This window comes from Streptococcus mitis, assembly GCF_905187495.1.
Classification (GTDB): Bacteria; Bacillota; Bacilli; order Lactobacillales; family Streptococcaceae; genus Streptococcus; species Streptococcus mitis_CU.
This window is the reverse complement of the sequence record NZ_CAJJIB010000151.1, coordinates 56,991-76,245: the sequence shown is the minus strand read 5'-3', so window position 1 is coordinate 76,245 and position 19,255 is coordinate 56,991. Positions and strand designations below refer to the sequence as shown.

Here is a 19,255-nt window from a genome sequence, read left to right as displayed (position 1 = left end):
ACTAATTCACCTCGCTTGCCATGACAGTCAAGGTATCAGAGATTTCTTGGAACATCTGACGCTCTGTCTTCTCTCCACGGTAGATTTGATTGTAAAGAATTCCGTCTTTGATAAAGAGTACACGTTTAGCTCTGCTAGCTGCTGCTGTTGAGTGGGTTACCATGAGAATGGTTTGGCCACGCTCATTGATTTCATCAAAGACATCAAGTAAGGCTGCAGATGACTTGGAATCAAGGGCTCCTGTTGGCTCATCCGCAAGGAGAATTTCAGGTTCTGTGATGATGGCGCGTGCTACTGCTACACGCTGTTTCTGACCACCAGAAATCTCGTAAGGGTACTTCTCTTGTAATTGGTTGATGCCTAGATTCTCAGCTGTCACCACCAATTTCTTCATCATCTCCGTAATAGGCCTTCTTGACAAGACAAGTGGAAGCAAGATATTGTCTTTTACAGACAAAGTATCTAGCAAGTTAAAGTCTTGGAAGACAAAGCCCAGCTTTTCACGACGGAAGCTAGAAGCTTGTGAATTTTTAATGGTTGCTGTGTCAGTTCCATTCAGGTAAACCTGACCACGTGTTGGTTTATCCAGCATAGCTAGGATATTGAGAAGAGTGGATTTACCAGAACCAGACTCACCCATGATGGCAACATAGTCACCCTTTTCTACGGTAAAGTGAATGTCCTTGAGGGCTTCTACTTGGTTGCCCTGAAAACGAGTTTTATAAATTTTTTGAACGTGTTTTACATCTAAAAGTGTCATGAGAATCTCCTTTCTTAATATCCCATCAAATGAAATGTTGCTTGCATCATAGCGCATCCCAGCTGAACGCGCTCGATTTCTTTGTGACTTGGTTTTCTTGTTTTCTTATGTAAGATTTGTTTCATGATGTTACTCCTTTGTTCTTTATGAGTCTAGTTTACATCAAAAAAAGACTGCTTGCCATAACCTAACCTTACAAAAGAGACTTTAATCTTACATTTTTGTAAGATTGGGGGAAATGTACCCAGTTCATTAAAAATATTTTACCATAAAAAGAAAGTAAGAAGAAAACCCTCGCAGATACAAGGGTTCAAAAATTTTAAAATAGATTAGTCGAATTCATAGACTAACAGTAAAATAACTGTTTCTACCTCACCAAAACCATCCATCATTTTCTTCAATAGCTTGGGCTTCTTTGCGTTTTCGTGGGCCTGTTCCGTACATTTCTGCTTCGATTTCTTCCTTGGTTGGCATGATAGAAGCTAGTATGATATAGATAATCACGCCAAGTCCAAAGTTTGCAACTGTAAAAATGGCAAACAAGAAACGAACAAGAGTGACATCAAAGTTCCACTTGTCTGAAAGGCCTGCCAGAACTCCTGAAATCATGCGATTTCGTCTCATTTTATAAAATTTACTATTCATGATATTTCCTCTTTCTGCTAGGTTAGACATAGTATATCACGGATAGTCTAGACTTTCATCAGTCCTCAGGCTGATTTACTAGTAGCAACTTTCCTCGACAAAGTCCACAACGATAGCGTTTGGTATCAATCCTACGCTTGCGCTGATAACTTTGCTGGCAGGATTGGCAACGATAGAGCTTGATTGGCTTGGAGTTGCTATTGGGCAAGGTTGGCACAAAGCGTAATCCATCCACTGCTTTCAAAAGTTCCTTAAAATCCCGATCCTTGTGTTGATAGCCCTTCCCTTGAAAATAGAGGTGATAGTGACAGAGTTCATGTCGGACAATTTTTCTAAAAACATCCAAACCCAGTTCCTGATAAACCTTGGGATTAAAATCCAAATGCCCATCTTTTGGGAAAAATCGCCCACCTGTCGAACGTAGACGAGAATTCCACTGGGCTTGATGGATAAAAGGTCTTCCGAAGTCTTCTAGTGAAACCTGCTTAACGTAATCAGTCAGTTTCATTTGGAGCTAGAAGCGACAGATTAACTTTTTCACGTTCAGTATCAATTTTCTTAACCCAAACGGTAACCAAATCTCCGACGGACACCACTTGGCTAGGATGTTTGATAAATTTGCGACTCATATGAGAAATATGGATCAAGCCATCCTCGTGAATCCCGATATCAACGAAGGCACCGAAGTCAACGACATTACGCACCACTCCTTCTAGCTTTTGTCCAACCACTAAGTCCTTGATATCTAGGACATCTTGGCGAAGCACAGGTGCGTCAAAGGAATCACGGAAATCTCGACCTGGTTTGAGAAGGTCTGCAATGATATCTTTAAGGGTTTCTGGACCAAGGTCTAGCTCTTGCGCCATATCTTTGACTGATAGGGACTTGAGTTTGCTTTGGGCTTCTTCGTTCAAGTCTTTGATATCCAAGCGTTTGAAAAGTTCCTTGACAGCAGCGTAATTTTCTGGGTGAACTCCTGTATTATCAAGGATATTGCTACTTTCTGGGATACGGAGGAAACCAGCAGCCTGCTCAAAAGCCTTGGCTCCCAGACGAGGAACCTTCTTGATTTGAGCGCGTGAAGTGATTTTTCCTTCTTCCTCACGGTATTTGACAATATTTTCAGAAATGGTTTTATTAAGTCCAGCGACATGGGAAAGAAGAGCTGGACTAGCTGTATTGACATTGACACCGACTTGGTTCACCACGGTATCGACGACAAAGTCCAGACTTTCAGACAATTTCTTTTGACTGACATCATGCTGATATTGACCGACACCGATTGACTTAGGATCGATTTTGACCAATTCAGCAAGGGGATCTTGCAAGCGACGGGCAATAGAAATAGCAGAGCGTTTTTCAACGGTCAAGTCTGGAAACTCCTGACGAGCTAGTTCACTGGCAGAATAGACAGAAGCACCACTTTCATTGACGATAACATAGCTGACCTCAGGAAAATCTTTAAGAACTTCTGCCACAAAGGCTTCGCTTTCACGACTGGCCGTCCCATTTCCGATAGCAATAATTTCCACGCCGTATTGACCAATCAAGTCTGCCAAATCTTTCTTGGCTTCTTCGATTTGACGAGCAGAGGCTGGTTTGACAGGATAAATGACCTGAGTTGTCAGCATTTTTCCTGTTGCATCCACGACAGCTAGCTTGGCACCTGTACGAAAGGCAGGGTCAAATCCTAGAACCACACGCCCTTTCAGCGGAGCAACCAAGAGGAGATTTCGCAGATTGTCAGAAAAGAGTTGGATAGCCCCTTCTTCTGCTTTTTCGGTTAATTCTGTCCGAATGCGTCGTTCGATAGCAGGCAAGACCTTTTTCTTAACTGACTGTTGAACAACTTCATCAATATAGGCATTCTTCACCTTGAAACGAGCTGCAAAGAAAGCTAGAATACGGTCCGTCGCATGTTCAAAACCGACCTTCAAAATCCCTAGTTTCTCCCCACGATTGAGCGCCAAGGTACGATAGCCTTGCATATTCCCAACTGTCTCAGAAAAATCATAGTAAATCTGAAAAACTTGCTTTTCATCCAGACTTTCATCCTTAACTTGAGAAGTGAGTTTGGAGTGTCTCAGCACCTCCTGATAAGTCATGGAACGCAAGGTCACATCTTCCGATAAGGCTTCGACCAAGATATCAACTGCACCAGACAGGGCTTCCTTCCCAGTCGCAAATCCTTCACAGACAAACTTTTCAGCCTCTTTCTCTAAGTCAGCTACATTTTGCAAAATCAAGCGAGCAAGAGGAAAGAGCCCAGCTTCACGGGCAATAGTTGCCTTGGTCCGACGCTTTTCCTTGTAAGGAAGATAGAGTTCTTCAACGTCTGCTAATTTTTCGGCAGCTAAGATAGCTTCTTCCAATTCCTTGGTCAACTTGCCTTGTTCTTGAATCTTAGCTAAGACAGCTTCCTTACGGTCGTTGAGATTTGTCAGGCTTTTATCCAAGTCGATAATGGCCTTAATTGTCACCTCATCCAAACTACCAGTCATATCCTTGCGATAACGCGCAATAAATGGAATAGTCGCCCCTTCAGCTGTCAAACTTAGAACAGTATCAATTTGCTTTAACGTCACTCCCAAATCCTGGGAGATTTTTTCATATTTTTTATCCATGAATCTATTATACCATAAGCTAAACGTTTCAAATTAGCTCTTACAGTATTTAAAAACAATATGTGGGGAATAGATTTATATTCTATAGTGCAATAACTTGTACTTAGAGAGCATTGCCACCTTTTTTTACCACTCCATGACATCAAAAGTATTTAATGGATCAGACATAATAGCCAGTTCTGGAAGATGTTCCTGACCTGGAATAACACATTGACTTTTTAAACTTTTATAATTAATTCCTTTCGTTTCACTCAAGGCACAACACAGAATGAAAAAGTGTTGTGCTCTTTATTTTGTTTTATAATAATAGCGAGAAAGCCTATCACTACTACAAATCACGGGGTGGTGAATAAGTGAGTGGTATAGTCACTACCTCGCATTTTTATAGGTGTCATTCTTTCCATCAAGCACAACTGACTGTGACTAGGAGCACGTAAACTTATAATTGAATAAGCGACTCGTTTGTGAAAGGAAAGGATAGCCAAGGGATCGGCAGACTCAAATTTGGTGAAAGGAGAGCCCTCGTGTTAAAAATTATTTATCCTAATTGTTGTGGTGAAGAATAGCATTTAGATTTCTATTTCTAATCGTCCAAAATGCGTGTTTTTGAAAAATAAAAAACCGCAAGACAGAGTCTGCGGTGGGGATAATCTATTTTGAAATTTTAAATAAAAAAGGAGCATTTAAGCCCCTCCTTTGAAATAACGGACATTTGGCTGGTCGGTGTACCCAGCATCTCAGATACCTTCTTCAAGGTGCGGCAGGAACCTTTCTGCCCTCAAATGTCTTTCGTTAATGTTATTCTAGCACTATCTATTTTTTTGTCAAGCTTTCTCAATCTACCCAGACTTAATACGACTTTGTAACTTGTAATCTTGTAAACGATACATGGTCGGAACATAAAAGAAATCACCACTTTTATGTAACTTAATCGCAACAAGAACATTATTATCAAATCTTTTTACATATTCAAAACTGGCGCCTTTCTCTCTAGGATTGACCCCAACGAAATCTGGATTACTTAGTATAAGTTCCAGATCTTCGATATGATGAATCACATCATTATGATGCCGTTTCAACATATGACTTCTTAAACCTTCTTTGTTAACTTTGATATCACTAGCTTCAAGAACAATATTAAAAATTTCTTTTATTTCGTCAGTAACCTGACCGATCTTTTTATGTTCCATCATTTCCTCCGTTATTCACAATTATTATATCACAATCATAGTGTATATTAGGATATATCACGCTCTATTATTAGTTAGATACTCAATTTTAACTTTTCCCTTTTCCTTAAAATAATAGTATAATAGAGGTAGAATTTAGAATCGAGGTACACCTATGGCTGTAAAATTTACAAAAACGGACGACTTGGACAAGATGTTTGAGGAGTTTGCGAAACTCCCTGATTTGAAACAAGTTACTTTCCCTGATGACAAAGAGAAAAAAGCTAAAGCAGAAAAGAAAAACTAGATGACAGTTTTCCAACAACTCCCATCTGGTGTGCTTCAGACTGGAGCTATTTTCCTCTCCATTATCATTGAAGCCCTCCCTTTCGTGCTTATAGGAAGCATTGTCTCAGGGTTGATTGAGGTTTATATCACACCTGATAAGGTGTATCATTTTCTCCCTCGAAATCGTTGGGCGAGAATCTTTTTTGGTACCTTCGTCGGGATACTTTTCCCTTCTTGTGAATGTGGAATCGTCCCCATTATCAATCGTTTTCTGGAAAAGAAGGTTCCCAGTTACACGGCTGTTCCCTTTCTCGTAACAGCGCCTGTTATCAATCCCATTGTTCTCTTTGCGACCTATTCTGCCTTTGGCAACTCCTTCCATGTCGCCCTGTTACGAGCTCTTGGTTCCATTGTTGTAGCTGTGATACTTGGGATTTTTCTAGGATTCTTCTGGCAAGAACCGATTCAGAAAGAAAATCGTTTGGCCTGTCATGAGCACGATTTTTCTCATTTGAGTCCTATAAAAAAAGTTTTTCAGGTCTTTGTGCAAGCAATTGATGAATTTTTTGATACGGGACGTTATTTGGTATTTGGCTGTCTCTTTGCTTCTGTGATACAGGTCTACGTTCCGACACGGATTCTGACCTCTATCAGTTCAACCCCTCTTTTTGCCATCCTGCTCTTGATGCTTTTGGCCTTTCTTCTCTCTCTATGCAGTGAGGCGGATGCCTTTATCGGTGCTTCTCTTCTCTCAAGTTTCGGCTTGGCACCAGTTCTGGCCTTTCTCGTCATTGGTCCAATGCTGGATATCAAAAATATTCTCATGATGAAAAATTACTTGAAAGCACGATTTATCAGTCACTTCATTACGATTGTGACTCTCGTCGTCTTAGTGTATTCTCTCTTGATTGGAGTCATCCTATGATTCGATTTTTAGTTTTAGCTGGCTATTTTGAACTGACCATTTATCTCTATCTGTCGGGCAAATTAAACCAGTACATCAACATGCACTATTCCTATCTGGCCTATATTTCCATGGTACTTTCCTTTATTTTGGCAATTGTTCAACTGTATATCTGGATGAAGCAAGTCAAAACCCATAGTCATCTGAACAGCCGATTGGCGAAGGTGACGAGTATTGCTCTTCTGGCTATTCCTATTATCGTCGGCTTAACTTTTCCAACTGTTAGCTTGGATTCTCAGACCGTTTCTGCCAAAGGCTATCATTTCCCCTTATCAGAAGGCACGGATCAAGCCATTCAGACAAGTGAAGGGACGACAAGCCAATATTTGAAACCAGATACCAGTTCTTATTTTTCAAAAACAGCCTATGAAAAGGAAATGCGAACTGCGGCGGATAAATACTTGTCCCAAGATAGTATTCAGATCACTAATGAAAACTATATGGAAGTCATGGAGGCTATCTACGACTATCCAGATGAATTCGAGGGCAAGACAGTCCAGTTTACAGGCTTTGTCTATAACGACCCCAGTCATGCCAATAGCCAATTTCTATTCCGCTTCGGCATTATTCACTGTATCGCGGATTCAGGTGTCTATGGATTGCTGACCAAGGGAAATACCCGTCAGTATGAGAATAACACCTGGATAACAGCCAAAGGAAAACTAGTCAATCACTACCATAAAGAACTCAAACAAAATCTCCCAACCTTGGAAATCGATAGCTTTACTAAAGTCGATAAACCAGAAAATCCCTATGTTTATCGCGTGTTTTAAAAAGCAAACTAAATCCATTAAAAACAAAACGAACAAGTTCTCTTCTGAATGACAGAAAAAGAGCCTGTTCGTTTTTTGTTATCTGAGTATTAATAATTTTTAGATTTAAATCTTATAACATTTTAAGTAATGCAAGTAGCTCATTGAGAATAAGCGAGCCACTCATTAATTAGACTAGCGATTTCTCTAGGGGCTTCAGTATAAAGCTCATGGCCAAAGTTCTCTAAAAGAATAGTATCAAAATAGTCTGGCAATTCTTTTAGGGCTTCCTCTCTCCATGTAGCTTCATTAGGATAGCGAGGACTGATAAACAAGGTATCTCCCACTTCTCTCTTAAAAGCTTGTATTTTCCTCCGTAGGCGGAGTATCGCTTCTATATTTTCATATTTTATAGCTAACTCATATCTATTATACTTAGAATTCCAGTGATATGACTGTCTTACGGCTTTCTCCATATTTTCTGACCAATGCTTTGCTTCAGATTTTTCTTTAGAAATAAGAAGAGCTAAGTCTGAAACGACTTGAGATTCAATATAGTTTTTTGTTTCCTCTAACTCTGTATCTAAAGGTAAAATCTTATCTAAATCTAGATAGCCACCATCCAAAAGAATCAGTTTGGTCACTTCATAAAATTCCGATGCAAGATAACGTGCCAAATCTCCTCCAAGAGAATGACCTATCAGACAGATAGATTCTTCCTCTACAATCTCATTTTTAAACCATGATTTCAATTCTGTTTCATCTAGAAGATGCTTTTCATAGGGATTCAGAAAACAGACCTGCGAATCTATCTCTTGAAGAAAATCCTTGCTATGATAGACATTGCTTCCCAAACCGCCAATAAAATATTTTTTCATTCTCTACTTAATACTATGCTTATTCATTTTTTGTTCAAAGATGGTCGTGATAATCTGACGTAATTCTTCGCGTTCTTTTTCTGGAATCTCACCACTTGTTTGAGCTGCAGCGTAGAGTTCAGGATGTTCAATTGAAATGCGTTTTACAGTACGTGTCGTAGCATGTTTTCTGACGAAAAACGGAATGCGCTTAATCAAGTCTTGTGGTACTAGCGCAAGAATCTTCTCAGCAGTTTCCTTGTCACTAATCTTAGACGTAGTCAGCCCCTTCTTAATCATTTCCTGTTCTTTTTCTGTAAAATCTTTTAATTCCATTCGGTCAGTCCTCCTATTTTCTTTAAGTTAAATTATATACCAATTGCAGCAAGACGACAAATAGTCTGCTTGTAAAATCTTCTCTATACTACAATTTTCCTGTCGCTCTTTAATGAAAAATCACAAATCCTTTTGGAGAGATCACAAGCTGATTCTCCAATTCTTGGCAATTGCTTGCTAGTGCTACTGCTTCTTTTTGTAAATGATAATCTTCCTTTGATTGGTTGAAAATCGCTTTGAGGATTCGCCCTTCATATTTCCACTGCAAAGCTACTACATCAGCTTTGATTTCTTGGAGACTATACTTGCCATGCTGAATGGTTGCTGACGCATGTTTGCGAATCTGGATCAATTTCTTCATGAAATTCAGCATATCATTGTCACTTGATACACGTTCCCAAGGCATACAACGTCGACAATCTGGGTCTGGTCCTCCGGTTAAAGCTAACTCGGTTCCGTAATAAATGCAGGGTGTTCCCTTTTGTAAAAAGAGAAAGGCTAGGGCTGATTTAACCAGTTGAGCATCTTCATTTGCCGTCCACAAGATTCGTTCTGTATCATGCGAATCCAAGAGATTAAACATAACCTCTGAAATCTGCTGTTTGTAATACATAGACTGACCATTGATTTCATCGATGAACTGATCAATCTTCTTAATTCCTCGTAAGAAATAGTCCTTGATACTATCAGATAAAGGATAATTCATGACCGCATGGAACTCATCTCCATTTAACCAAGGCTGAGACGTATGCCAGACTTCTCCTAGGATATAAAGATCAGGCTTTTTAGCTAAAACTGCATTACGAAAATCCTTCCAGAACTGATGGTCAATCTCATTAGCCACATCCAAACGCCAAGCATCGATATCAAACTCTTCAATCCAATAAGTCGCAACCTTTAAAAGATAGTCCTTGACCTCTGGATTGGCTGTATTTAGTTTAGGCATATAGTCCTCGAAACCAAAAGCATGATAAGGTAAGTCTCTCTTATTAACTAGCTTTTCAGTTGTCACTGGGAATTGTTGAATATGGAACCAATCCTTATAAGCAGATTGCTCACCATTTTCGACAACATCTTGCCATTGAGGAGATTGCGAACCAATATGGTTAAATACCGCATCCAGCATGATTTTCATGCCACGCTGATGAGCTTGCTCGACCAGCTCCCGGAAGGTCTCCTTGTCTCCAAAATGACGATCAATTTCAAAATAATCCGTCGTATTGTACTTATGATTGCTCGTGGATTCAAAAATTGGACAAAGATATAGTCCAGTAATACCCAATTCTTGCAAGTAATCCAGATGGTCAATAATCCCCTGTAAATCACCACCAAAGAAATCATCACTCTGAGGTGTGATAGAGGAATCCCAGTCTAATGCCTTTTCTGGGTTTAATATAGAATTTCCATTGGCAAATCTCTCAGGAAATATCTGATACCATACCGTATCTGAAACCCAGTCAGGAATCTTGCAGGTATCAATTTCATGAAGAAAAGGCAACTTAAATCCATTTCCAATAGCATGAAGATTTTCTAGAGAATTTTCCACACACCCTTTATCACCATACAAAATACTTTGAGCTTCTGTGTCCTTGAGTTCAAAGAGATACTGGATACGTGCAAAATCAACTGAGACTTCAACCTGCCAATAATCAAAGATGGCATCAGAAGTTATCTTGGCCATTTTCTTTGTATCTTGATAAAACTCCTCCATAAAAATAAAAGGGTCACCATAATGCAAGGTGATACTCTCAATATCCCCCTTCTTAGTTCGAATCCGAATATGAATCTTCTTATCCTTATAAAGATAGGCGAACTCCGACTCTGGTCTGTGGTAAATGGCTGTTAATTCCACTGTATTTATCTCCTGATTTACTTGGTTGAATTTACGACGCAAACGTTTTCATAATTGTGATTCTAGTATACTACTTTCGTATTTTATTTTCAAGGCTTGTCCGTAGATTCAAGTAGTTTGGTTCTATAAATAAAAAAGCAGCCAGTCTTACAACTTGCTACTTTTCAAATGATGATTTACAAATATCTTTGCAACCACTCTATTTTTTTAAAATCCTTATTGTTATTGTGATCATTTCGATAGGAATCTTGGGAAGAAGCCTTGTAAATATTTAAAAACTGTTCCAAACTTGGAACGCGAAAAGTGATGTTTTCGAGATGAATCAGCTCTATATCCGATTCCGAAACTCCTGCAAAATCAGGTAAAGAATCGATACTTCCGAATTCAACACTCAGACCATCTTTTTGGAATTCATGTTCATGAATATCTATTAAGGCGTAGCCTAAATATTTCATCACTTTCATTATCTTGTCCCACTCATAAATTCTGAGATGATCGGGTGCTTCCCAACCTCTAGGGTCACCAGGCACATGAATGTCAATGTCAGACGGCCCCCATTCTTTATTTGATCGGTATTCAAACCCCAAAGACCCCATGAGCGTCGGAGTGATTCCGACTTGGTTTAAATGAGAACAAATTGTTCGAAATTCATCAAATAGAGAATTCATTCCTCCTCCAATCGTTGATATAGGACTTAATTTCGTTGTGAATAATAAACTAATTTTTACCTTCTACTCTTTCGGTTTTGAAAATACTTCTACTCGCTGAGCTAGGACTTTGATTTCTACAGGTAGGTTATCTGATTTATCGCCATCAACATCCGACTCTAATTCACTATCAGAAGAAATTTTAATATTACGAGCTTTGATATACTCGATATTATCATTTGCGACAACATCTCCTTTTAGTAAATCAGGAATGACGGATAATTTGGAGAATATAGAAGCATCTTTCAGAATCAAAATATTGGCATAACCGTCTTTGTTTTCTTCAAAGATTTTTTTATCAGCAAAGTAATTTGTCAAGAGAACCAACACATGGCTAGCTTCACCAACATAATTTCCATTTTCTGTCTCAACCTTAATATTAAAGACCTGATCTGTCATGACAGACTTCATGGTATTTACAGCATAGGCTAAAATACCAAATTTTGTCTTGTCCTCAATTTCAACATTATGAATCGCCTCAGGAAGAGAACCAATACTAAAGATATAACCAAAATAATTGTCATTTGCTTTACCGATATCAATCTTGTTGGTTAAGTTAAAATCGAGTTCCTCAATAGCGCCATCGATGTCTTGATTGATTTCCAACAGTTTCGTAATGAGGTTACCCGTACCGCCTGGGATAATACCCAACTTAGGAATGTAGTCTCTCTCAGCAATACCCGAAATGACTTCGTTGACAGTCCCATCTCCACCAAACACAACCACTGCATCGTACTGCTCACGAGAAGCTTCTTCAGCAAAATGTGTTGCATCCAGCGCTTTTTCGGTAATTTTGGTTTCCACGTGCTCAAAGTATTCTTTTGCCTTATTCTCCAGTTTTTCTTTGTAATCCAAAGCCTTTTCCCCACCAGATGTAGGGTTAATAATTACCATTGCTTTTTTCATTAATTTTCTCCTTAATATTCGTTAGAAATGGTTACATTTCGTCGTATGCAAGTAAATGTACTCCCATTATACAATGAAATTACAGAAAAGAGAAATCTCACGTACTGGAGATTAATACACTTTTATTCTATTCTCCCATCGCATAACTACATCCTTTAAGGATTCATCCAAGTAAGAAAAGGCCTTATTCTTTATCCAGTCAGGAATACCATATGCCGCCTCGGCTATGCTTCCAGTGATTGCAGCCAGAGTATCACTGTCGCCACCAAGTGAGATGGCATTTCTTATCGCATCTTCAAAGTCTTTACTTTCAAGAAAGGCAATAATGGCTTGAGGGACAGTTTCCTGACATGTTTCGTTAAAACGATAGTTAGGACGAATTTCATCTAAAGTTTGAGATAGATTGTAGCCGTATGACTTCTCTATATAATCCTTAATTCGTCTTTTACACTCCATAGGATTGTCCTTAATTGGTTGCTCGTATTCTCTACAATAACCACCAAAGTAAAAACGACATAGAAAGATAGCATCAGCTGTAGCCATAGCACCTTTGATACCTTCCGGATGATTATGAGTTACCTCTGCAGAAAGACTCGCAAGACCTCTAGATGATGGCCACATTCCGGTTCTAGCATAAAAACTACAGTCCATGGACCAAGCGCATGGAGAAACACGCATAGCCGAACCATTCCCAAAGCTATTATAAGGCTCACGGTTATCGCTGTTTAGCCATGCATTAAACCGAGTACCATAATCAGCATCAGGATACATTCTACCATATTTCTTCATAGCATCAATGAAGTCGTCTTTTTGTCCCCCATTCATAATCGCCTCTGCAACAGCACAGGTCATAACCGTGTCATCTGTAAAAAAGCAATCCTTCCGAAATAAAGGAAAGTCCTTCGTTTTGATATTGTTCCATTCGTAAACAGAACCGATAATATCTCCGATAATTGCTCCTAGCATAAGATTCCTCCTTGTTACATATAAGATTCATTACATATCCCCAATGGATTGCTCTTTAAAAATGGCTCAACTAAATCAATCCACTCCTGATGTAGGTAAGATGATAAATAACCGTGATTATAACCCTTTGCTTCATGCAAAATTGTATTTGAATGTAGCTGATGAAATAATTTCGCTGATTCTTTCACACAGTTCAATTCTTTTTCACCATAGATATACAGAACCTGAGCCTTGCTAGCAGAAATCATATCTTTCAGCTTGTAATGCCCCATATAGGTTTTGTAAATGGTCACCAATGTTTTAATAGGCGTCCTTGGCAGATCCTCCAAATAATAAGCTTTTATTTCCTCTGGATAAGCCAGTTTAGGATAGAGTTTGTTCATCATGCTTAACTGAAGTTTGCAAGAGAATTTATTGAACATCAATTTACCAAATAGAGACACTAGAAAGATGCTGATTTTAGCTAACCTTGGTTGAGGAATACAGAGGCTTCCGTCTATGATGGCCTTCTCAGCAATTTCACTATCTAAAGATAAAAGCTCCATGGCAATTTGACCACCAAGTGAAACACCACCGATTGCAAACAATTTCCCACCACAGTTTGCTTTGATATAGTCTAGAATCTCCAAAGCAGAATCTTCAGTAGAAACATAATCAAGTTGATATTCCTCTCCGTGGCCATTCAAAGTGGGTAGAATAATACGGTATTCTTCTGACAGGATTCGTGCTTGACGAAGATAATTCCACCAAGAACTGCCACCACCATGTATCAGTAAAATAGGAGGCAAATTCTTATTACCAAATTCATGGAATTTCATGTTTAAACTCCTTACTGTAGGACTTTCACTAGCTAATTTTCCTTGTTCAATCAGCTCTTAAAAGCAGTACCACACACTCGACATAAAACGAGTGAACACTATGTATGCCAAGTGAACATGTATGTGGGAACATGTCTATAAACCTTTTGACGATAGCATAAGGTTATCGTTAAAAGGTATTACCCCGACAAACTGTGATTTACTCATTTCATTAAATCAGCTATTTCTTTCTTCCCATACGCCTTTACATTCTGAATTACATTCTGTTTCCTCTTGATTGATTCAAACAATGATATATCTAGTACATTTGCGAATTCTTCAAACTGAACCTGCCCGATTCTTCTTATTTCTTTAAGTTTCTCAGCATCTCTTACCTTTCTCTCTGCCTCACTTTTGGGGTATCCTTGTCCAAATGGCTCCGAGAAAAGAGCTTCTATTGTTCTTTCAAGATTTTCAGTACCTGACCATGTATAATTTTCACCTAATGGTAATGATATCGCATTTCCATTATTAATCTGAGCAAATAAATAGGCATCATTCGGTGTAGGTGCATATCCGCAAATGACATCAGGCATACTATTACAAGCAAGCATCATTCCTTGTCCGGAAGAACAGCCCGTAACAACGAAATCAACTGTCCTACTTGCCAACAAGATACCTATAAGAATAGAAATTTCTATATACGAGTATTTTTCATTTTCTTCCATCGTACAGCCAAAATTTATAACCTCAGATTTCTTTGGAGCATACTTTAATACAGCATCATAGATTATTTGATTTTTGGTCGCTTGCGAACTTGCTTGAATAACTCCGATTCTCATTCTTCCCCCCTTCAACTTCTAATTTAATTATTTCTTTTTCTTTGGTTTGGGTGCCGGTAATTCATTATATATTGAATTGAACAAGCCTTTATTTTCTACACTTCATTTATTCACTGGTTGCAACTTTTGACATCAAAACTACCGCCTCCACATGTCTTGACGGTTACTACCTATACTGTGAAACGAAATCAAAGCTGCTGAATATCCGTATTAAACTATTAAACGTAACTAATGCGAGTATTTACGGCTTCGTTAATATACAGTATTGTTACATCTATGCCAAGTTTCCGATAGTTAGTTCTTCTTTCTTTATTTAAATCTTTACAAATCCAACTAGCGAGAAGGGTTGTTTATCTCAAAACTCATTGAACCTTTGGTTCCTCGATTAGTATAATAATTTCCTTCTAGTTGATTTGGATTATCAATATCAAGAATTACCGTCCCATAATGTATAGGACTTTGCAATTCAGCCCTTGGGCTATTTAAATATGTATAAATTAATTTTTGTGTTCCATTATCATTGATAATTGATGCTGTAATGCTATGGCTCGAACTTTCACCCGTTTTAAACTTAACTTTAATAGTCGTAAATGACTGTTCAATAGTAAGTTCACAATTTCTTTCATTCTGATCATAGTCCGTCTTGAAACTACCTACATAATTCGCAAATAAAATTGGAACATTATGAATCTTAGATAGTAATGGCCACCGCCATGCTGTTTTTTCAAAAATAGCCATAATAATTGCTGTAACTGATATAGCTTCACCAATATACCCAATGGCTGAATATACCAATGCCAAAATATCAGATTTAAGATTCACTGCAATCTCTTGGCCACTTATTAACAATCTTAATAACAAGCAAATTGCAAAAACCCATATTGTAATATTCAAAAATTTTTTCTGCTGTTCATTCATAAGTTTTATTTATAATCCAAAAATTCAATCATTCTAACTAAAAAAGTTTTTGTATCCTGTAAATTCCATTTCTGCTCTGAACGAAAAAGGTAATACATTCCACTTACTTCAACCCAATTTAAATTCACTTGAGACACTATGTAATATAACGCTTGCTGTAACAACCCTGTGTAGCTATTACTATTGAAAAACATCTGTTCAGGTATATTCCAGACCAAACATTCTATCAAATATGAAGAAATGCGTTCGTTTGTCAATCCTAGCTCCTGCATCTCGTTCTTAATATGCTTCATAATCCTAACTAAATATTTATATTTATAGTGAGTAGATTTATTCTTAGAGATACCATTTTGTATATGAACTTTAGGATAATTAATTACTTCATAATTTCCGTTTGAGGTAAAAAATTTGATGCCTTCAACAAATTTTTCAGATGACCTGCTACCAATATATCTATAATTTCGATATTGAAAACATGGGACTACATCTGCATTTACGTGATATGAGTTAGAATTAATATTGATACACTTATTGCCAATAGAAACTGATTCTGCACCAAATTTTGAAATTAACGCTTTAATCACTTCGTTTTTAAATACATTAGCATTGGTGCTGCTACTAGAGTAATTATAGTCTAGGTCCGATAACCCATCTACATACTCACAATAAAATAAAGATTTCACCATGATACAGATATCAATGTCGCTATTTTTCTTTACATTCGTATTATTTGCATAAGAACCTTGGGCAAAAATTTCATATTCATACTTTGAAGAGAGCCCACTCCTTTCTATTGCATCTTTAATCATTCCAATAGTATTTTCAACCCGTGTTTCTTCAGTGGCAGATAACGGCTTAATCCATGATTGTAATGCTTCTTCAGAATATCTCATTATAAAACAACTCCATTTTAGTTTTTTGGTTAATTCATAAAAAGTAACCGATATTAAAAAAATCCTACATATAATTATACCACTAAACAAGAAAAAAGGCTGCAAACATAGTGAACTATACTATGCCTACAGCCTTATAAATCAACTTCTGTTCCTTCCAAAAATCTAACGGTTATCTGTCCATCCTCCGAAATCAAAATACTATCTAGTACCTGACACATCTCAAAGGAATCATATTCCCAACACTCCTTATTTATCAATTCAGCCAGTAACACACTGTAATGCTTTTCTAATAACTGGTTTTCTTCCAAGATCTTATTCCACTTTCCATGCAACAAATCCATATTCTCACTCAGTAGTTTAACTGCCATCATTACAGCTTTCTCTAGTGTTCCCTCATCGATATGGTTATTCTGACAACCAATCTGTCCCTTTACCTTATAACTGCCAAACTTTACGTTTGCCACGACTGGTCGTCCAGTTCTTACGTCCAAAAGCTGAACCGCATTCTGCACAGAACACCTTGGTAGTAAAAGGGTTGTCCTCATTTTGCATGATGTAGAAGAAATTGAAAAAGAAAATAGACTTCAGACAGCTATTGATGTTGTCAGAGAACAGTTTGGCTTTTTAGCCATACAAAAAGGAACCGTCCTAACTGAAGGTTCCTAAAATATTGAACGCAGTAAACTTATTGGCGGTCATTCCGCTGGTGGATTGGAGGGATTAAAATGATTGACCGTTCATCCTTACCATTTCAGTCAGCAAGAGAGTACCAGGATACAAAGATGCAAAAATGGATGGGCTTTTTCCTATCTGAGCATACATCAGCACTCTCTGATGATACAAACAAAGTAACGTACATGTCAGATTTGTCAATGGAGAAGAAATTATTACTCCTCAGTCAAGTATACGCTGGGCAGCTACACACACGCATTCAAGTGATTGAAAAAAACAAGCGTGTTTCCCACACTGGAACAATACCAAGTCTGAATAAGGATTTCATTTTGATAAAAACTACAACAGGTCACATCAATTTGAAATTAAAAGACATTATTAGTATTGAACTTGTCGAGGAGGTGCTCTATGAATCAGCTTGAGTTTCAGCGTAATCACCTACAAATGGACTATTATAGCGAGAGCTACCAAGATTTTGAACGTGACTTCTACCGCTACTCTAACATGAATATTCCATTGACCTTCCTAACTGATGATATCCTAAAAACAATGGCGACTTCACGTAAGAATTACTTTGTCCTCAATAAGGAAAAGTCCAGAGATAACCGCGATCACTTCTTCATATTTGAAGTAAGTACCGTAGATGAGAATCCGCTAATCTATCATTATACATATAAGAAAACTACAATATATTTAGCAGAAAAATAGGAGCAGTTCAATTGACTGTTCCTATTTTTAATATTCATAAAATCTAAAGTCTTTATACTCTTTAACAATGGAGTCGCCAACCAGAACAGACTATACTGACCAGCGACTACCTTAAATTTAATGTTTCAGATTTATTTTCTTATCTCTAATTTCATAAACTACATCTGCTACATTTTCGAGTAATCGTTTATCGTGGGTGATAAACACGATAGTTCCGGTGTACTCCTTCATTAGTATTTCCAAAGCCTCTAAACTTGGTATGTCAAGGAAGTTACTGGGTTCATCCATTATTAGGATGTTATATCTACCCATGAGCATTTTAGCAAGCAACAATTTTATAATTTCTCCACCGCTTAAAACAGATAAACTTTTTCCAATATCGTTCTGTTTGAACCCCATAGATGCTAGCACTGAACGAATTTCTGATATATTGTAGTCACAATCCTTCTGCATAAACTCCATAACATTCTGATTACTGTTGTACTTGTAACCATTCTGTGCAAAGTAACCTATTTTTGCCTTAGGCGAAATAGAAATTCCTTCTTCATGGTTTAAGATCATTTGGATTAAAGTTGTTTTTCCGATTCCATTACCACCAGTTAACGCCACTTTTGCTCCTAACGGAATTTGAAAAGATGCATTTTCAAACAGAGCCTTATCCCCAAATACTTTATTAATTTCTGCACCGACTATAGGGTATGGATTATGGAGCTCCAATGCTTTACTTTGCCTGAAACGAATTCTGCGAATGCCTTCCGGAGCTTCTACTTTTCCTAAGGCCGCAATCCTGTGCTCTAGGGTTTTAGCAGCATTATACATCTTTTTTTCCTTACTTCCTATTGATTTTTGATGAGCTAAACGCCCTCCGTCTTCAGTACTTTTTTTCTTTGAAGAACCTTTTGCCTTCTGTTCTATTTTACGAGCCTGTTTTCGCTTTTCCTCCGCAGCCCTTTCCAATCGGGCACGTTCCGCAATAAATTGTTCGTATTCTGCAGCTTGGCTCTTACGTTCTTCCTCTTTCTGACGAAGATAATCAGAATAGTTTCCCCAATACTCAGTGATTTTGCCATCTTTCAGTTCCCATATTTTATCTACTATTTCATCAAGAAAATAGCGGTCATGGCTAATAACTAACAGTGCACCTGTAAAATATTTTAGCTGTCCTATTAGAAAATCAATTCCTTCACGGTCTAAATGGCTCGTAGGTTCATCCGCTAAAATACCATGAACCTGTGCCGATAAGGCCTGTGCTATTTTAAGCCTTGTTTCTTCACCACCGCTCATAGTCTGTATATTTAATTGCTCAACACCTAGCTTGCCTACAAGTGCAAAATCTTTTTCCTCCTGCAGAGTTACTTCGTCCAACTGGGGAATATAGGCAAGTTCACCCAGACGATTCATTTTACATCCTGGGGGAGTTAATTCTCCTAAAAGTACCCTGAGTAAAGTGCTTTTTCCAGCACCATTTGCTCCTACTAAACCAATACGGTCATAATCATATACTTCTAATTCATTTATATCTAAAACATCGCGTCCTTTGAATTCCACACGAATGTCTTTTGCTTTTAATATTAATTCCATAACATTTCCTCCTGT

At 37.9% G+C, this 19,255-nt stretch carries 22 protein-coding genes and 2 pseudogenes; 6 read left to right on the top strand and 18 right to left on the bottom strand.

Annotated elements, in window-relative coordinates; translation table 11 throughout:
* Position 1: 1 nt before the first annotated feature.
* From JQ843_RS06595 to JQ843_RS06575, 6 genes and pseudogenes are all read right to left on the bottom strand, one after another.
* Positions 2-760, bottom strand: coding sequence for an ABC transporter ATP-binding protein (locus tag JQ843_RS06595; RefSeq protein WP_000173372.1), 759 nt, complete (start codon positions 758-760; stop codon positions 2-4).
* A gap of 372 nt (positions 761-1,132) precedes the next feature.
* Complete coding sequence (locus JQ843_RS06590) at positions 1,133-1,405, bottom strand: PspC domain-containing protein (RefSeq protein ID WP_033685104.1); 273 nt, start codon at positions 1,403-1,405, stop codon at positions 1,133-1,135.
* Between the two features lie 58 nt (positions 1,406-1,463).
* A complete protein-coding gene (locus JQ843_RS06585) occupies positions 1,464-1,913 on the bottom strand; it encodes a SprT family protein (protein ID WP_203213206.1) in 450 nt (149 codons plus the stop codon).
* Positions 1,900-4,029, bottom strand: coding sequence for a Tex family protein (locus JQ843_RS06580; protein ID WP_000359160.1), 2,130 nt, complete (start codon positions 4,027-4,029; stop codon positions 1,900-1,902). The genes JQ843_RS06585 and JQ843_RS06580 overlap by 14 nt, the downstream gene beginning before the upstream one ends.
* Positions 4,030-4,132: 103 nt before the next feature.
* A pseudogene (locus tag JQ843_RS10510) lies at positions 4,133-4,260 on the bottom strand (DUF1919 domain-containing protein); the annotation flags it as partial.
* Positions 4,261-4,868: 608 nt separating this feature from the next.
* A complete protein-coding gene (locus tag JQ843_RS06575) occupies positions 4,869-5,219 on the bottom strand; it encodes a PBECR3 domain-containing polyvalent protein (RefSeq protein ID WP_049550999.1) in 351 nt (116 codons plus the stop codon).
* 154 nt (positions 5,220-5,373) lie between these two features.
* Here JQ843_RS06575 and JQ843_RS09965 point away from each other — a divergent pair, with 154 nt between their 5' ends.
* From JQ843_RS09965 to JQ843_RS06565, 3 genes are read left to right on the top strand one after another with little or no spacing between them, the layout of a single operon-like run.
* Positions 5,374-5,505 carry an SPJ_0845 family protein gene (locus JQ843_RS09965; protein ID WP_004234728.1) on the top strand — a complete coding sequence of 44 codons (132 nt, stop codon included), beginning with the start codon at positions 5,374-5,376 and terminating at the stop codon, positions 5,503-5,505.
* Positions 5,506-6,411 (top strand): permease, encoded by a 906-nt coding sequence (locus tag JQ843_RS06570; protein ID WP_203213205.1) that lies wholly within the window; start codon positions 5,506-5,508, stop codon positions 6,409-6,411. It begins immediately after the preceding gene.
* Complete coding sequence (locus JQ843_RS06565; protein ID WP_203213204.1) at positions 6,408-7,223, top strand: TIGR03943 family putative permease subunit; 816 nt, start codon at positions 6,408-6,410, stop codon at positions 7,221-7,223. Before JQ843_RS06570 ends, JQ843_RS06565 begins: the two co-directional genes overlap by 4 nt.
* A 140-nt stretch (positions 7,224-7,363) precedes the next feature.
* Here the strand turns inward: JQ843_RS06565 and JQ843_RS06560 are convergent, their stop codons facing one another.
* The 11 genes from JQ843_RS06560 to JQ843_RS06505 form a co-directional block, all read right to left on the bottom strand.
* Positions 7,364-8,080, bottom strand: a complete 717-nt coding sequence (locus tag JQ843_RS06560; protein ID WP_203213203.1) for an alpha/beta fold hydrolase — start codon at positions 8,078-8,080, stop codon at positions 7,364-7,366.
* Between the two features lie 3 nt (positions 8,081-8,083).
* Positions 8,084-8,395 (bottom strand): hypothetical protein, encoded by a 312-nt coding sequence (locus tag JQ843_RS06555; RefSeq protein WP_203213202.1) that lies wholly within the window; start codon positions 8,393-8,395, stop codon positions 8,084-8,086.
* A 109-nt stretch (positions 8,396-8,504) separates the two neighbouring features.
* Positions 8,505-10,247, bottom strand: a complete 1,743-nt coding sequence (locus JQ843_RS06550; protein ID WP_203213201.1) for a glycoside hydrolase family 13 protein — start codon at positions 10,245-10,247, stop codon at positions 8,505-8,507.
* Between the two features lie 176 nt (positions 10,248-10,423).
* Positions 10,424-10,915: a phosphoribosylanthranilate isomerase gene (locus JQ843_RS06545; protein ID WP_203213200.1), complete on the bottom strand. Its 492-nt coding sequence runs from the start codon at positions 10,913-10,915 to the stop codon at positions 10,424-10,426.
* Positions 10,916-10,978: 63 nt separating this feature from the next.
* A complete protein-coding gene (locus JQ843_RS06540; protein ID WP_203213199.1) occupies positions 10,979-11,860 on the bottom strand; it encodes a diacylglycerol/lipid kinase family protein in 882 nt (293 codons plus the stop codon).
* Positions 11,861-11,971: 111 nt separating this feature from the next.
* Positions 11,972-12,826, bottom strand: coding sequence for an ADP-ribosylglycohydrolase family protein (locus JQ843_RS06535; RefSeq protein WP_203213198.1), 855 nt, complete (start codon positions 12,824-12,826; stop codon positions 11,972-11,974).
* A gap of 14 nt (positions 12,827-12,840) precedes the next feature.
* Entirely contained in the window at positions 12,841-13,644 is an 804-nt protein-coding gene (locus JQ843_RS06530) for an alpha/beta hydrolase (protein ID WP_000668474.1), read from the bottom strand.
* Between the two features lie 203 nt (positions 13,645-13,847).
* Complete coding sequence (locus JQ843_RS06525; RefSeq protein WP_001219736.1) at positions 13,848-14,465, bottom strand: RpiB/LacA/LacB family sugar-phosphate isomerase; 618 nt, start codon at positions 14,463-14,465, stop codon at positions 13,848-13,850.
* Between the two features lie 333 nt (positions 14,466-14,798).
* A complete protein-coding gene (locus JQ843_RS06515; RefSeq protein ID WP_001005371.1) occupies positions 14,799-15,383 on the bottom strand; it encodes a Cap15 family cyclic dinucleotide receptor domain-containing protein in 585 nt (194 codons plus the stop codon).
* 5 nt (positions 15,384-15,388) lie between these two features.
* Entirely contained in the window at positions 15,389-16,276 is an 888-nt protein-coding gene (locus JQ843_RS06510) for a nucleotidyltransferase domain-containing protein (protein ID WP_001270697.1), read from the bottom strand.
* Between the two features lie 134 nt (positions 16,277-16,410).
* Positions 16,411-16,743: a hypothetical protein gene (locus JQ843_RS06505; protein ID WP_419991706.1), complete on the bottom strand. Its 333-nt coding sequence runs from the start codon at positions 16,741-16,743 to the stop codon at positions 16,411-16,413.
* Positions 16,744-16,828: 85 nt separating this feature from the next.
* Between JQ843_RS06505 and JQ843_RS06500 the strand changes: the two are divergent.
* From JQ843_RS06500 to JQ843_RS06490, 3 genes and pseudogenes are all read left to right on the top strand, one after another.
* A pseudogene (locus tag JQ843_RS06500) lies at positions 16,829-17,008 on the top strand (Y-family DNA polymerase); the annotation flags it as partial.
* Positions 17,005-17,373: a hypothetical protein gene (locus JQ843_RS06495; RefSeq protein ID WP_000567198.1), complete on the top strand. Its 369-nt coding sequence runs from the start codon at positions 17,005-17,007 to the stop codon at positions 17,371-17,373. The pseudogene JQ843_RS06500 and the gene JQ843_RS06495, both read left to right, overlap by 4 nt.
* A complete protein-coding gene (locus JQ843_RS06490) occupies positions 17,360-17,659 on the top strand; it encodes a DUF5960 family protein (protein WP_001072467.1) in 300 nt (99 codons plus the stop codon). Before JQ843_RS06495 ends, JQ843_RS06490 begins: the two co-directional genes overlap by 14 nt.
* Before the next feature lie 117 nt (positions 17,660-17,776).
* Here the strand turns inward: JQ843_RS06490 and msr(D) are convergent, their stop codons facing one another.
* Entirely contained in the window at positions 17,777-19,240 is a 1,464-nt protein-coding gene (msr(D), locus tag JQ843_RS06485) for an ABC-F type ribosomal protection protein Msr(D) (protein WP_000420313.1), read from the bottom strand.
* Between the last annotated feature and the right edge of the window lie 15 nt (positions 19,241-19,255).